Genomic DNA, 14,290 nt, shown 5'->3' with positions numbered 1-14,290 from the left:
GTATTACGCCATGCTGGACGAGCCAGCCATGGCCGCATAACTTAAACCAACCGGCCTCCGGCAAACCCGGCGCGGTTCAATAGCGGTCTCTTTCAGAGATATTGGCAATACGTCTTATCGACTACCTACGCCTTCAACGACCTAAGCCGGTTCACGGAACCGAGCCACGCGGAACGACTCAAGGATCAGCTGCTCCGTCGAGGTATGATATTCACCAAGTATCTTCCAAAAGGCGAGTTACGCGCCGAGACGCTTAAATTCTTGAATTCCCTGAGCGTGCAACATCGGTCGCTTTTCAAATCAATCACGCTGGCGATCTATGTAAATGAGTACTCTTTTTGTTGGAAGCAAGGATCGGCGCTCGATCATATCGTAGGTGAAAGTCATGCAAAATGAACTTAAATACCAAGTGAGGTCCAGGGAAATTGGAGATCTCATCGCAATGTTGCGTAGCGGGCGACTAATAATATCGCCTTACTTTCAGCGTAATTTGGTTTGGCGGGAAGCCCACAAACACGACTTCATAGACACCATTCTGTCGGGATTACCGTTTCCGCAGATATTCTTGGCACGCGGCCCAATCGACGTAAACACGATGACTGCCTACACGTGCGTCGTAGATGGACAACAGCGGTTGAGTGCAATTAGGGAATTCGCGGCTGACGCTTTCCCGGTGAATGGTCGTTACTTTTCCCAGTTGGAGAACGAGGAAAAAACGGCGTTCATCAAGTATGAAGTACCTGTGATTGACTTTGATCTTGATGCAGGAGATTCGCGCCTTAAGGACGTCTTCAAACGTCTTAATCGCACGTTCTATTCGCTGTCCACGATTGAGCGCATCGCTACAGAGTACAGCGCTTCTGAATTTCTCCTTTTAGCTCGGGTTTTGTGTGGGGACATCTCCTCGCCAGAAACCGCCCAGGAGGAAATGCAGGCAGCACTGGATGTATTCGACGCAAACGAGTTGCCGGACGCGAAAGATGACGTGGACGCGAATTCCTTCCTACGGGACCCCGGTATTTCGGAAGAAAAGTGGGATTTTCTTATGACGAGAGTGGGGGGTGACTTTGCCCGCGTCATGGCTGAGCACGACGTTTTCTCGCCCTATGAGTATCAACGTAAAGTACCACTTATGTTTGTTCTCAACGTGATGGCAACTATTTTAGGAGGATACTACGGTCGAAATTCAAAGGTAAAGGAGTTTCTTGAAACGTATTCGGAGAGTTTTGAGGAAGCCGACGAGGTTCTCGAAAAAATGAACCGCGTGGCTCGGATCATTGAAGAATTCAACCTGCCACAACGTAGTATCTGGTGGAACAAGGCGAACTTCTTCTCCATGGTTTGTGAGCTCGCATTTTTGGATAACAGACTTGCGAACCTGGATACGGCAGATACAAGGGAAAAACTGCTTGCTTTCGAAGCCGATCCTCCGAGGGAATTCCAAATCGCTGCTCGAGAAGCCGTGAACAATCGGCCCGAGCGGGTTTTACGAGGGGACGCCTTTAGGGATCTTCTGGTATTTCCAACCGCTGGCACCTGAGGTTTTGCAAGCTCGGAGAATGATCTTGACATTTGGCTTCGCGAACTCATAGCCAACTTAGCAGAAGAGTTTTGGACCCCATGTTTCTCGCCTCCAAGATCTTCTGGCTCGTCGCTCAGCCGCTGTCCCTCGCCTTCATGAGCGTACTCATCGGCGTGCTGCTGATCTTCGCCCGGTTCCGCCGCAGCGGCGGTGTCTTCGCCTCGCTCGGGCTCGTCGTCCTCTTCGTCACCCTCTTCACCACCGCCGGCTCCTACTTCCTGCAGATCCTTGAAAATCGCTTTCGGCGTCCCGCGCCGGAGCCGGCGGAGCTCTCCTGCATCATCGTGCTCGGCGGCGCCTTCGAGAATGTGGTGATCGCCAGCCGGGGCGGGATGGAGTTCAACCAGGCGGCGGAGCGCTTCGTCGAGACCTTGCGGCTCGCCCGGGCTTATCCAGCCGCACGCATCCTCGTTTCGGGCGGCGACGGGTCGTTGAGCGGGCTCTACGAGGGCGATGCGCAGGCGTCGGAGGGGTTCTTCAAGACCTTCGGCATCGGCGCCGATCGGCTGATCCGCGAGGGAGAATCGCGGACGACCTTCGAGAATGCGCTCTATACCCGTGATCTGCTCGCCAAGCACCGGATGGAGCGCTGCGCGCTCGTCACATCGGCCTATCACATGCCGCGCTCGGTCGCGCTCTTCCGCGCCAATGGCATCGAGGTCCTGCCCTGGCCGGCGGATTATCGGACGAGCGGCAAGGTGCGGCTCGGCTTCGATTTCACCCAGCCCTCGCTCAATGCGCAACTGGCGACGACCGCCGCCAAGGAATGGACCGGGCTTCTCGCCTATTATCTGCTCGGCCGGACGCAGACGCTGCTGCCGAGATAGGGGCGGCCGTTGTGGCCCGACGAGGCGCCCCCTCATCCGCCTGCCGGCACCTTCTCCCCGCAGGCGGGGCGAAGGGATACGCGGCCGCCTCTGGCGTCCCCTCTCCCCGCCAGAACGGGTCAGAACGGAGAGAGAGCGGGGCGAGCGCTTCGCCTCGAGCGGTGACACATATGCTTGCAAGGCAAGGCGTGCCCCGGACTTATTCCCGCCATTGCGCTAAGGATCGCGGATCGCGCCGAGCCTCTCGGCGCAGTCCAGAGCGGAGCGTCCATGCCGATCCTTGAAATCCTCGACTATGCCGGCGTCGCCGTGTTCGCGGCGACCGGAGCGCTTTCGGCCTCTCGCAAGCAGCTCGACATCATCGGCTATCTGTTCCTCGCCTCCGTCACGGGCATCGGCGGCGGTACCATGCGCGATGTGGTTCTCGGCGCGACGCCGGTCTTCTGGGTGCGGAACCCCGCCTATCTCATCGTCTGCGCTTCGGCCGGGCTTTTGATGTTCCTGACCGCGCACCGCTTCGAATCGCGCTACCGGATGCTCGTCTGGCTCGATGCGGTCGGCCTCTCGGCCTATTGCGTGATGGGTGCGGCCAAGGGGCTGGCGGCGACCGGCTCGCCGACCGTGGCCGTCGTCACCGGCATGCTGACGGCGACCTTCGGCGGCATCCTGCGCGACCTGCTCGCCGGCGAGCCGTCGGTCCTGCTGAGGCCGGAAATCTACGTCACCGCCGCGCTCGTCGGCGCCAGCGTCTTCGTCTGCGCGACGATCGTCGGCATGCCGCTGGCCGCGACCTCGGCGCTGGGCGTCGTCACCGCCTTTGCCGTGCGCGGCGGCGCGCTTCGATACGGCTGGACGCTGCCGACCGGCAAGGCCGGCCCCGGCCGCGACCCGAGCGACGTGATGTGACGAGGGTTCCGAGTGTTACGAAGCCTGACGCTCCGCTGCCCGAACGATCAGCGCTCGGACTTGCGGCGCAGGCGGATCACCACGTCGACATGGGAGATCTCCATGCCGGCGGGCGGCTCGGGGAGATTGTCGATCTGGATGTTGCTCACCGGAATGTCGAGGACCTCGTTCTGCCCCTCGATGAAGAAGTGGTGGTGGTCCGAGACGTTGGTGTCGAAATAGGTCTTGGCGCTCTCGACGGCGAGAACGCGGATCATGCCGGCTTCGGTGAACTGGTGGAGGGTGTTGTAGACGGTCGCGAGCGATACCGGCACGCCGGCGGCGACGGCTTCCTCATGCAGTTCCTCGACCGTCAGGTGGCGGTCGCCCTTGGCGAAGATCAGGTCGGCGAGCGCCACGCGCTGGCGCGTCGGGCGCAGGCCCGAGTTGCGCAGCCTTTCCTGCGAGGACATGTCCGTTGCTTTCGTCATGCGCAGCCCGTTCCGATATTCCTGCCGAAATCCCTGGATTATCTGTCTGCGATATAACTTCTGGCGCCGGCGCTTTCAATAGATTCCGGTCCTCCAACGGCCGCAAACGCCTGAAAATCGGCCCAAAGCAGGGGAAGGGCGGCATTTAACTCTGGTCGCCGCCACATTCATACTGTAAGCGACGGCAAAGCGATGTCGCCACGGAGAGCGGGAGGCGAGGCGTCCGGCGGGGGTTTTTTCGCCGGCATTCCGCCCTACTTGGAAGAGATCACGAACTGCAGCCGGCACGGTAGCCGCGGATACAGGCTACGCTTCAATTCAGACCGAACTTGCTCTAAAGCAGTTCGCAGAACACGTACTATCGGGGAAGCAACCACTGATGACCACCAGGCAATCCAGCTTCAGCTATGAGGAAATCCTGACCTGCGGCCGAGGCGAAATGTTTGGCCCCGGCAATGCGCAGCTGCCGCTGCCGCCGATGCTGATGTTCAACCGCATCACCGAGATTTCCGAAACCGGCGGCCCGCACGACAAGGGCTATGTCCGTGCCGAGTTCGACATCACGCCGGACCTCTGGTTCTTTCCCTGCCATTTCATGGGCGACCCCGTCATGCCCGGCTGCCTCGGCCTCGACGCCATGTGGCAATTGACCGGCTTCTTCCTCGGCTGGCTCGGCGAGCCCGGCAAGGGCCGGGCGATCTCGACCGGCGAGGTGAAGTTCACCGGCATGGTGACGCCGAAGACCAGGCTGGTAGAGTACGGCATCGACTTCAAGCGCGTGATGCGCGGCCGCCTGGTCCTCGGCATCGCCGACGGCTGGATGAAGGCCGACGGCGAGACGATCTACAAGGCCACCGACCTCAGGGTCGGCCTCTTCCAGGAAAAGGCCGACTGAACGGCGGGCCCTCTGTCCCCGCACGGATCCAATCGAAGAAAAGGTCATCTACCATGAGACGGGTTGTTGTAACGGGCCTCGGCATCGTTTCCTCGATCGGCAACAATGCCGACGAAGTCACCGCGTCGCTGCGCGATGCGAAGTCCGGCATCACGTTTTCGCCTGATTTTGCCGAACACGGCTTCAGGTGCCAGGTCTGGGGCGCACCGACGCTCGACCCGACCGATCTCGTCGACCGCCGCGCCATGCGCTTCCTCTCCCAGGGCGGCGCCTGGAACCACGTGGCGATGAAGCAGGCGATCGCCGATGCGGGGCTCGAAGCCTCCGACATCACCAACGAGCGCACCGGCATCATCATGGGCTCGGGCGGCGCCTCGACGCGCGCTATCGTCGAAGCCGCGGAGATCACCCGCAAGAACAACAGCCCCAAGCGCATCGGCCCCTTCGCGGTGCCGAAGGCGATGTCCTCGACGGCGTCGGCCACGCTTGCGACCTGGTTCCAGATCCACGGCGTCAACTACTCGATCTCGTCGGCGTGCTCGACCTCGGCGCACTGCATCGGCAATGCCGCCGAGATGGTCCAGTGGGGCAAGCAGGACGTGATGTTCGCCGGCGGCCATGAGGATCTCGACTGGACCATGTCCAACCTCTTCGACGCGATGGGCGCGATGTCGTCGAAGTACAACGACACGCCCTCTTCCGCCTCGCGCGCCTATGACGTCAACCGCGACGGCTTCGTGATCGCCGGCGGCGCCGGCGTCGTCGTGCTCGAGGAACTGGAACGCGCGAAGGCACGCGGCGCCAAGATCTATGCCGAGATCGTCGGCTACGGCGCGACCTCCGACGGCTACGACATGGTCGCCCCCTCGGGCGAAGGCGCCGTGCGCTGCATGCGCCAGGCGCTCGCGACCGTGAAGGGCGACGTCGACTACATCAATACCCACGGCACCTCGACGCCGGTCGGCGACCAGAAGGAGATCGGCGCGATCCGCGAGGTCTTCGGCGGGAAGATACCGCATATCCAGTCGACCAAGTCGCTGACCGGCCATTCGCTGGGTGCGGCCGGCGTGCAGGAATCGATCTACGGGCTGTTGATGATGCAGGCCGGCTTCATCGGCGAAAGCGCGCATATCAGCGAGCTCGACCCGGAATTCGAAGGCGTGCCGATCGTGCGCAAGCGCATCGACAACGCCAAGATTGACACGGTCCTGTCCAACTCCTTCGGCTTCGGCGGCACAAACGCGACGCTCGTCTTCCAGCGCTATAACGGATAACACGATGAACGGACTGATGAACGGAAAGCGCGGCCTCATCATGGGTGTCGCCAACAACCATTCTATTGCCTGGGGAATCGCGAAGGCGCTTGCCGCCGAGGGCGCCGAGCTTGCCTTCACCTACCAGGGCGAGGCTCTCGGCAAGCGCGTCAAGCCGCTCGCGGCCGAGGTCGGGTCCGACTTCGTGCTTGCCTGCGACGTCGAGGACATCGCCTCCGTCGATGAAACGATCGCCGCGATTGCCGAGCGCTGGGGCAGGCTCGACTTCATCGTCCACGCCATCGGCTTCTCCGACAAGAACGAGCTCAAGGGGCTCTACGCGGATACCACGCGGGAGAATTTCAGCCGCACCATGGTGATCTCCTGCTTCTCCTTCACCGAGATTGCGAAGCGCGCGGCCGAGTTGATGAGCGACGGCGGCACGATGCTGACGCTCACCTATGGCGGCTCCGTCCGCGTGATGCCGAACTACAATGTCATGGGTGTCGCCAAGGCGGCGCTCGAAGCCTCGGTGCGCTACCTCGCCGCCGATTACGGCCCGCGCGGCATCCGCGTCAACGCGATCTCCGCCGGCCCGATCCGCACGCTCGCCGGCGCCGGCATTTCCGACGCGCGCGCCATGCTTTCCTGGCAGCAGAAGAACTCGCCGCTCCGCCGCACCGTCACCATCGAGGACGTCGGCAGCTCGGCACTCTACCTGCTCTCGCCCCTTTCGCGCGGCGTCACCGGCGAGATCCATTACGTGGACTCCGGCTACAACATCACCTCGATGCCGACGCTCGAGACGCTGCGGATAGCCGACGCCGAATAGCGAGAAAGAAGACCCCTCCCCAGCTCCTCCCCACAAGGGGGAGGGGCTTGCCGCCGCGGCATGCGCCGACATTCTTTCGCACAATTCGATTTCGCGGGAAGCGGGATGCGCTCACATGCGTTCGCGCCGCCGCTCTATCTCTTGTGTTCGCCAGGTGATCCCACCTGACTGCAAATGCTCGGTCAAACTCGAATGAGGCGGTGCGGCAGATCAAGCCCCTCCCCCTTGTGGGCCCTTGTGGGGAGGGGTAGCGCCCTATCCCAATCTCAGCGCTTCGCCCAGAGCACCTTGAAGCGTGCGTTGCGGCAGGTCTCGCCGCTTTCCTTGAAGTTTTCGGCCAGCACCTGCTCGTAGGGCAGGCCGCGATTGGCGACCAGCATCACCCGGCCGCCGTGCTTGAGCGCCTTGGCGGCGGCCTTGATCATCGCCGCTCCGAGCGCCGGCTCGGCGGCATGGCCCTCATGGAAGGGCGGGTTCATGACGATCAGGTCGTATTTGTCCCGCGTCTCCTCGGCCGTCAGGTCGTGCCAGTAGAAGCGGGCGGGCGTCGAGGGGGCGTTCGCCGCCATGTTGGCGCGCGCAGCCTCGAGGGCCGTGTAGTCCGCCTCGAACAGGTCGATGCCCTTGAGCTTCGGCGCGGCCTCGGCGAGCTTCACCGAGAGATAGCCCCAGCCCGCGCCGAAATCCGCGGCATGGCCGGTGAAATCGCTGGGCAGACGCGAGGCGAGCAGTTCCGAGCCGGCATCGACTCGGTCATGCGAGAACATGCCGGGCGCCGCCTCGAAGAGGCCGTCGACGCGCACCGGAACCTTCGCGAGCTTCGCCACGGCCTCGGAAACGTCTTCAGGACGTGTGAACCAGAAGGCGACGCCGTGATATTTGGGGAGCGAATCCCCCTCCCAGCCGAACTTGCCAATCTTCTTGCGCAGCGGCAGGATGCCGTCCTCCTTGCCGCCCGCGACCATGACCAGGGCGCCCGCGCGGGTGCGCTTCAACGCCTCGGCGATGCGGTCCTCATTTTCGCCCTTGTGCTTGCCGCAGAGCACCAGCGCCGCGTCGTAGCCCTCCCCGGCGGCGACCGGCGCCACCTCGGCGCCAGCGCCCTGCAGGGCTCGATGGAGGGACTTCAGCGGCTGGACCGCGGAGAGCGACGCGGCAAAGCCCTCGGGCAGCCGGTAGCCCGCCTCGGCGCCCAGAAAGAGCACCCGCCCGCCCTCGCCCGGCGGATCGACGATGCCGGTGGCAAAGGGGTGGAACAGGGTTTTCAGCGCGTCGCGGCTCATGGATCCATTTCCGTCGTTCGGAAGAATCCCTCCCCAACCCCTCCCACAAGGGGCGGGGCTTCGTTGACGCGGCCGCTCGTTCCTCAATCAACGGTGCCGCATGCGCGGTCGTCGCGATTGCCACGGAGGGCGAGGCGCAAAAAGCCCCTCCCCCTTGTGGGGAGGGGTTGGGAAGGGGTGTTTTCGGAGCAGGGGTGGCTTGCGGCTTACTCGGCCGCTTCGCCACCGTCCTTCTTCTCGGCCTTCTCGGCGGCGATTTCCTTGCCGGTCGCCTGGTCGACGACCTTCATGGAGAGGCGGACTTTGCCGCGCTCATCGAAGCCCATGAGCTTGACCCAGACCTTGTCGCCTTCCTTGACGACGTCCGTCGTCTTGGCGACGCGCTCGGAGGCGAGCTGCGAGATGTGGACGAGGCCGTCGCGGGCGCCGAAGAAGTTGACGAAGGCGCCGAAATCGGCGGTCTTGACGACCGTGCCCTCGTAGATCTGGCCGACTTCCGGCTCGGCGACGATCGAGTGGATCCACTTGCGGGCCGCTTCGATCTCCTTGCCGGAGGCCGAGGCGATCTTGACCGTGCCGTCGTCCTCGATGTTGATCTTGGCGCCGGTCTTCTCGACGATTTCGCGGATGACCTTGCCGCCGGAGCCGATGACTTCGCGGATCTTGTCGACCGGAATATTCATGACTTCGATGCGCGGTGCGAATTCGCCGAGCTGGCCGCGGCTCTCGGAGATCGCCTTGGCCATCTCGCCGAGGATGTGGACGCGACCGGACTTCGCCTGATCGAGCGCGACCTTCATGATCTCCTCGGTGATGCCGGCGATCTTGATGTCCATCTGCAGCGAGGTGACGCCCGCCTCGGTGCCGGCGACCTTGAAGTCCATGTCGCCGAGGTGATCCTCGTCGCCGAGAATGTCGGAGAGGACGGCGAAGCGGTCACCTTCCTTGATCAGGCCCATGGCGATGCCGGCGACGGGCTTGGCGATCGGCACGCCGGCGTCCATCAGCGCCAGCGAGGTGCCGCAGACGGTCGCCATCGAGGAGGAGCCGTTCGATTCGGTGATCTCGGAAACGACGCGCAGCGTGTAGGGGAACTGCTCCGCCGTCGGCAGCATCGGGTGAATGGCGCGCCAGGCGAGCTTGCCGTGGCCGATTTCGCGGCGACCCGGCGAGCCGAGGCGGCCCGTTTCACCGACCGAGAAGGGCGGGAAGTTGTAGTGCAGCATGAAGTTTTCCTTGTACATGCCGGTCAAGGAATCGACATACTGCTCGTCTTCGCCGGTGCCGAGCGTGGCGACGACGATCGCCTGCGTCTCGCCGCGGGTGAAGATCGCCGAGCCGTGCGTGCGCGGCAGGAGGCCGACTTCGGCAACGATCGGGCGGACCGTGACGAGGTCGCGGCCATCGATGCGGCTCTGCGTGTCGAGGATGTTCCAGCGGACGATCTTGGCCTGCAGGTGCTTGAAGACCGCGGCGATCTCTTCCGCCGTATGCGCCGGGTTCTCGATGCCTTCCGGCAGGAAGTGTTCCTTCACCTTGGCCTTGACCGCATCGACGGCGGCATAACGCGCGGTCTTCTCGGTGATCTTGTAGGCTGCGCGCAGGTCCTGTTCGGCAATCGCCAGCATGGCCTGCTCGAGAGCGGAGGAATCTTCCGGCTCGAATTCGCGCGGCTCCTTGGCGGCGACTTCGGCGAGCTTGATGATCGCGTCGATTACCGGCTGGAAGCCCCTGTGGCCGAACATGACGGCGCCGAGCATGGTGTCCTCGGCAAGCTCCTTGGCTTCCGATTCGACCATCAGCACGGCGTCCTGGGTGCCGGCGACGATGAGGTCGAGCGCCGATTCGTCCATTTCGTCGATATGCGGGTTCAGGACGTATTCGCCGTTGATGTAGCCGACGCGGGCGCCGCCGACCGGGCCCATGAAGGGGACGCCGGAAAGCGTCAGCGCAGCGGAGGCGGCAACCATCGCGACGACGTCCGGATCATTCTCGAGGTCATGCTGCATGACCGTGATGATGACCTGGGTGTCGTTCTTGTAGCCTTCCGGGAAGAGCGGGCGGATCGGCCGGTCGATCAGGCGCGATACCAGCGTCTCGTTTTCGCTGGGGCGGCCCTCACGCTTGAAATAGCCGCCCGGGATCTTGCCGGCCGCATAGGTCTTTTCCTGGTAGTTGACGGTCAGCGGGAAGAAGTCCTGGCCGGGCTTCGGCGCCTTGGCCGAAACCACCGTGGCGAGCACGACCGTCTCGCCGTAGGTGGCGAGGACGGCACCGTCTGCCTGACGGGCGATCTTGCCGGTTTCGAGCTTGAGCGGACGCCCAGCCCATTCGATTTCTACCTTGTGGGTCTCGAACATGTTCTGTCCTTCGTGTGCGGCAGACCTTCCGCGGCTCATGAAGCGCGGACGATCTCGAAACCGCCTGGTGTGGCGCATCACGGGCAAGACAACGGGAGGCTTCAAAAAGAACCGGCCGCTTAACCGCATGCCGCACTGCCCGCGGCAGCCGCTCCGGCAAGCAGGCGCCGAAGCACCCTGCAATCCTGCCCCATGACGGGCCATCGGTTGATCCGCGATCCCGGCCCATCCGGTCCGCTGGACGGCTCCCCCGCTCATCGCGCCTTCGGCGCCCCTGGGGAGAGACAAACGATCGGGCGACCAAGCGCCCGTGAAAGTGCTGCAGCGACGTTTCGCGTGCCAGACGCGTGGGCGCTGCATTTAGAAGAAAAGCCGGCGGACCGCCGAAGCGACCCGCCGGACAAGTCGTTTAGCGACGGATGCCCAGGGCACCGATCAGCTTGGTGTAGCGCGCTTCGTCTTTCTTCTTCAGATAGTCGAGGAGCGAGCGACGGCTGGAAACCAGCGCGAGAAGACCACGGCGGGAATGGTTGTCCTTCTTGTGGTCCTTGAAGTGTTCGGTCAGGTTGTTGATCCGTTCCGTCAGGATCGCAACCTGTACTTCCGGAGAACCGGTGTCGCCTTCGGCGGTTGCGAATTCCTTGATGAGCTGCGCCTTGCGCTCGGCAGTGATCGACATCGGATGATCCTTTCGTCTCGAGGATTTTGAGGGTCGCCGGCAGCCGGGATGTCGTCCAGCCGCGGCCGTTCACGCGAAGAGGCGGCGCCTTTCGCTGGCGTGCCTATAGCCGAAACCGATCCAAAAGGAAAGGGTCATGAAAAAGGGGCAAGTTTGCGCCGGGCGCCCGGCGCCCGGCCGCCCGACATTTCGCTACCGCGCCTCGCGATCCGGCGACGCTTCACGCTCGCCGGCGCGCGGCACGCGGATGCACCATTCGATGCCGTCCGGATGCATCGTCCTTTCAAGCTCAGCGTGGAGCGCCTTGCCGAGCATGCGCTCGAGCACGACGGTTCCGAAGCCCCGGCGGGCCGCTTTCGCCGTCCGGGGAATGTCCGCGCCGGCCTCGCGCCAGCAAATCTCGATCGCGCCCGCCGACAGCGACCATTCGAGCGTGATCGTACCCTGTGCATTGGCGAGCGCCCCATGCTTGATGGCATTCGTCGCCAGTTCATGGAGCACCATGCCCAGCGTCTGCGCCATCTGCGCGTCCAGCCGCAGGTCGGGGCCGGAGAGGACGACGCGATCGGGGTCCTCCGGCATGAAGGGCTGAAGCTGGTTGCGCGCAAGCTCGCGGAAGTCGACACCGAGGGTCGCGTTGGCGATCATCAGGTCGGTCGAGCGGGCAAGCCCCGAGAGGCGCTTGTTGAACGCCTCGACGAAATCCGTGGTGTCCTCCGCCGCATTGGCAGATTGCGTCAACATCGACTGGATGACGGTGAGCTGGTTCTTGGCGCGATGCACGACCTCGCGCATCAGCAGGCGGATTTCTCCCTCGGCTTTGGCACGGGCGGTCGCGGCGCGTGCCAGCTCCGCCGACACCGCCTCGACTTCCGTGATCATGTAGCGGCGGGCCTCGACCGGCTCGCCGGCGCCAAGGCGGCGGGCGTCCATGGCGAGCAGCCGGACGCCTTGCGTGAGCAGCCGCGCAATCGTCAGCGAACCGGCGACGGCGATGCCGGCAAAGAGGAGGCCGCCGAGCGACAACCACAGAAACGACCAGCGCACCGGCGCGTCGATGATCTCGCGCGGGGCCCAGGCGATGATGCGCCAGCCGGTAACCATCGAGAATTCGGCCGCCACACGGTAGCTCACGCCGTTTTCCCGGACATTGCCGACGCCGATGCTGAGCGGCGGAAGCTTATCGAGAAAAAACGGGGCGCCGGTCTTCACGGCCGCGTCCGACGAGAGGATCACCTTGCCCTCGCCGTCGATGAGCGCTGCTTCCCACCCGGGCGGGAGGGTCGCCGGATTGACGGCCTTGGCCATGGTGGCGGCATCCTGGGTCAGGCCGAGGATATAGGACGCGCCACCCGCGGGCCGGACCGGCAGGTAGACGCCGAAGACCCAGCGCCCTTCCTCACGGCCGAAGAACACGCGTGAAACCAGAGGCCCCTTGCTGTTGAAGGCAAGCTCGATCGTTTTCGGATCCCCGGCGGGCCCGAGCGGCGTGCCGAAGGGGAGGCCCGTGTTCAACCTTTGCCGGAGATCGCGATCGATGACCACCAGATCGGCACCCGTGCTCGCCAGCGCGACGGAGGCGTGATCGTAAAGCGCCTGCATGTCGCCGCGCTCCACGACGCCGGACGTCGACAGCACCTTGAGCGTCGTCAGCTTGCCCTCGACCTCGCGCTCGACGATGCGCGTGACGGAGCCGGTCGAGGCCTTGAGCAACGCGTTGACGACCTCTTCCTGCGCATCGACGTTGCGCTTGAGGATCACGAGGGAAAAAATGAAGGGGGGAACGATCGCGACCAGGAGCAGCGAGAGCAGATAGAAGCTGAACGGCCGCCGGAGATAGTGGCGGACGAATCTGGCGGCGGCCTGCAGGCCGCCGGGCGGAGCGCTTTCCAGTTTCTTCCCTGTCACCTCGTCCACCGGGGCTGCCTTTCGCGTCGTCACGCTGCCAGCGACATCCGCCTGTGCCCCTCATCCGCCCGCCGGCTTCACAGCACAAGTATACGCCGCCTGTGCCGGATATAGCGACCTTAAAGCGAAACGCCACCCTTAGGCGCGTCGCAATTTCACAGGGCACGACAACAGTCCATTGCCGCCCAGCGGTTGCAGAAGAGAGCGAAAAGCGGCATCCGCCACCCCCGGTTACGCTGCTGTGGTGCACCGGGAATGAACGCATGGGACGGCTTGAAGTTCTCGTTTTCGTGCATGCCGCTGCCGAAAAACGCTGCACACTTTTGGGACATGCATGAGCCAGCGGCGCGATCAGCTGCCGGCAAACACCCGCTTCGGCCGGAACTCGCCCTCCGCGACCTCGCCGATCGCGACGAGCTTGCCCCGGGCGGTGGCGTAGGCCTCGGGCGCCGGCAGCGGCGCGTCGCGGCCGCGCAGGATGATCGGATTGCCCATCCTCAGGCGGTGCGCCTGGTCGTCGTTGACGGCGACGTGCGGCAGGTCGGAGAGGGCCTCGCCGGTGTCGATCAGGAACGCGTCGAGCGCAGCGAGCCGTTCGGCATCGTCCTCGATCTTCTCCAGGGCGACGAGATCGGCGAGCGGCACCATGTCCTCCTCGCCGAAGGGCGCGACGAAGGTGCGGCGGAGCGACGCGATGTGCCCGAAGCAGCCGAGGTCGCGGCCCATGTCGCGGGCGAGCGAGCGGACATAGGTGCCCTTGCCGCATTCGATCTCGAAATGGGCGAGATGCGGCGTCGCGCCGATCAGCGCCAGGCGGAAGACCTCCACCTCGCGGGCCGGAATCTCGACGGTCTCGCCGTCGCGGGCAAGATCGTAGGCGCGCTCGCCGTCGATTTTGATAGCCGAGAACTGCGGCGGCACCTGGCTGATCACGCCGGTATATTTCGGCAGCAGCGCCCGGATCGCCTCCTCGCCCGGACGCTCGGACGATGAGCGGACGACGTCGCCTTCGAGGTCGTCGGTCGAGCGCTCCTCGCCCCAGGCGACGGTGAACTCATAGATCTTGCGGCCATCCATCACATAAGGAACGGTCTTCGTCGCGTCGCCGAGCGCGATCGGCAGCATGCCGGAGGCGAGCGGGTCGAGCGTGCCGGCGTGGCCCGCCTTCTGTGCCTTGAACAGCCACTTGATCTTGGAGACGGCCTCGGTGGAGCCGAAATCGAGCGGCTTGTCGAGGATCAGCCAGCCCGAGATCGGCCGGCCCTTGGGTTTGCGCGGTTTGGACATGGATCTTT

12 protein-coding genes are annotated in these 14,290 nt (G+C 63.9%); 6 read left to right on the top strand and 6 right to left on the bottom strand.

Going from position 1 to position 14,290, the window contains the following annotated elements; translation table 11 throughout:
* The first annotated feature begins 385 nt into the window (after positions 1 to 385).
* From ATB98_RS08805 to ATB98_RS08795, 3 genes are all read left to right on the top strand, one after another.
* The gene (locus tag ATB98_RS08805; RefSeq protein WP_066872077.1) at positions 386 to 1,540 is read left to right on the top strand and encodes a DUF262 domain-containing protein; all 1,155 of its coding nucleotides are present in this window, start codon (positions 386 to 388) and stop codon (positions 1,538 to 1,540) included.
* 80 nt (positions 1,541 to 1,620) lie between these two features.
* Entirely contained in the window at positions 1,621 to 2,409 is a 789-nt protein-coding gene (locus ATB98_RS08800; protein WP_066872074.1) for a YdcF family protein, read from the top strand.
* A gap of 270 nt (positions 2,410 to 2,679) precedes the next feature.
* A complete protein-coding gene (locus ATB98_RS08795; RefSeq protein WP_066872072.1) occupies positions 2,680 to 3,315 on the top strand; it encodes a trimeric intracellular cation channel family protein in 636 nt (211 codons plus the stop codon).
* A gap of 47 nt (positions 3,316 to 3,362) precedes the next feature.
* Here ATB98_RS08795 and irrA read toward each other — a convergent pair whose 3' ends face one another.
* Positions 3,363 to 3,785, bottom strand: coding sequence for an iron response transcriptional regulator IrrA (gene irrA, locus ATB98_RS08790; RefSeq protein WP_066872069.1), 423 nt, complete (start codon positions 3,783 to 3,785; stop codon positions 3,363 to 3,365).
* A 379-nt stretch (positions 3,786 to 4,164) separates the two neighbouring features.
* On the opposite strand from irrA, the gene fabA reads away from it, so the two are divergent.
* The 3 genes from fabA to fabI are packed head-to-tail and all read left to right on the top strand — an operon-like array spanning position 4,165 to position 6,765.
* Positions 4,165 to 4,680: a 3-hydroxyacyl-[acyl-carrier-protein] dehydratase FabA gene (gene fabA, locus ATB98_RS08785; protein ID WP_066872066.1), complete on the top strand. Its 516-nt coding sequence runs from the start codon at positions 4,165 to 4,167 to the stop codon at positions 4,678 to 4,680.
* A 53-nt stretch (positions 4,681 to 4,733) separates the two neighbouring features.
* Positions 4,734 to 5,954: a beta-ketoacyl-ACP synthase I gene (fabB, locus tag ATB98_RS08780; protein WP_066872064.1), complete on the top strand. Its 1,221-nt coding sequence runs from the start codon at positions 4,734 to 4,736 to the stop codon at positions 5,952 to 5,954.
* Positions 5,955 to 5,958: 4 nt separating this feature from the next.
* On the top strand, positions 5,959 to 6,765 hold the full coding sequence (gene fabI, locus ATB98_RS08775; RefSeq protein WP_066872061.1) for an enoyl-ACP reductase FabI: 807 nt from the start codon (positions 5,959 to 5,961) through the stop codon (positions 6,763 to 6,765).
* A 266-nt stretch (positions 6,766 to 7,031) separates the two neighbouring features.
* Here fabI and ATB98_RS08770 read toward each other — a convergent pair whose 3' ends face one another.
* From ATB98_RS08770 to truB, 5 genes are all read right to left on the bottom strand, one after another.
* Positions 7,032 to 8,048, bottom strand: a complete 1,017-nt coding sequence (locus tag ATB98_RS08770) for a class I SAM-dependent methyltransferase (protein ID WP_066872058.1) — start codon at positions 8,046 to 8,048, stop codon at positions 7,032 to 7,034.
* Positions 8,049 to 8,254: 206 nt separating this feature from the next.
* A complete protein-coding gene (gene pnp / locus ATB98_RS08765; RefSeq protein WP_066872055.1) occupies positions 8,255 to 10,408 on the bottom strand; it encodes a polyribonucleotide nucleotidyltransferase in 2,154 nt (717 codons plus the stop codon).
* 409 nt (positions 10,409 to 10,817) lie between these two features.
* Positions 10,818 to 11,087 carry a 30S ribosomal protein S15 gene (rpsO, locus tag ATB98_RS08760; protein ID WP_066872052.1) on the bottom strand — a complete coding sequence of 90 codons (270 nt, stop codon included), beginning with the start codon at positions 11,085 to 11,087 and terminating at the stop codon, positions 10,818 to 10,820.
* 192 nt (positions 11,088 to 11,279) lie between these two features.
* Positions 11,280 to 13,004 carry a sensor histidine kinase gene (locus tag ATB98_RS08755; protein ID WP_066872050.1) on the bottom strand — a complete coding sequence of 575 codons (1,725 nt, stop codon included), beginning with the start codon at positions 13,002 to 13,004 and terminating at the stop codon, positions 11,280 to 11,282.
* Between the two features lie 342 nt (positions 13,005 to 13,346).
* A complete protein-coding gene (gene truB / locus ATB98_RS08750) occupies positions 13,347 to 14,282 on the bottom strand; it encodes a tRNA pseudouridine(55) synthase TruB (protein WP_066872047.1) in 936 nt (311 codons plus the stop codon).
* Positions 14,283 to 14,290 lie beyond the last annotated feature (8 nt).

It is taken from the genome of Sinorhizobium saheli, from assembly GCF_001651875.1.
Lineage (GTDB): Bacteria > Pseudomonadota > Alphaproteobacteria > Rhizobiales > Rhizobiaceae > Sinorhizobium > Sinorhizobium saheli.
The sequence above is the reverse complement of the archived record's forward strand: the minus strand, read 5'-3'. Positions and strand labels throughout refer to the sequence as shown.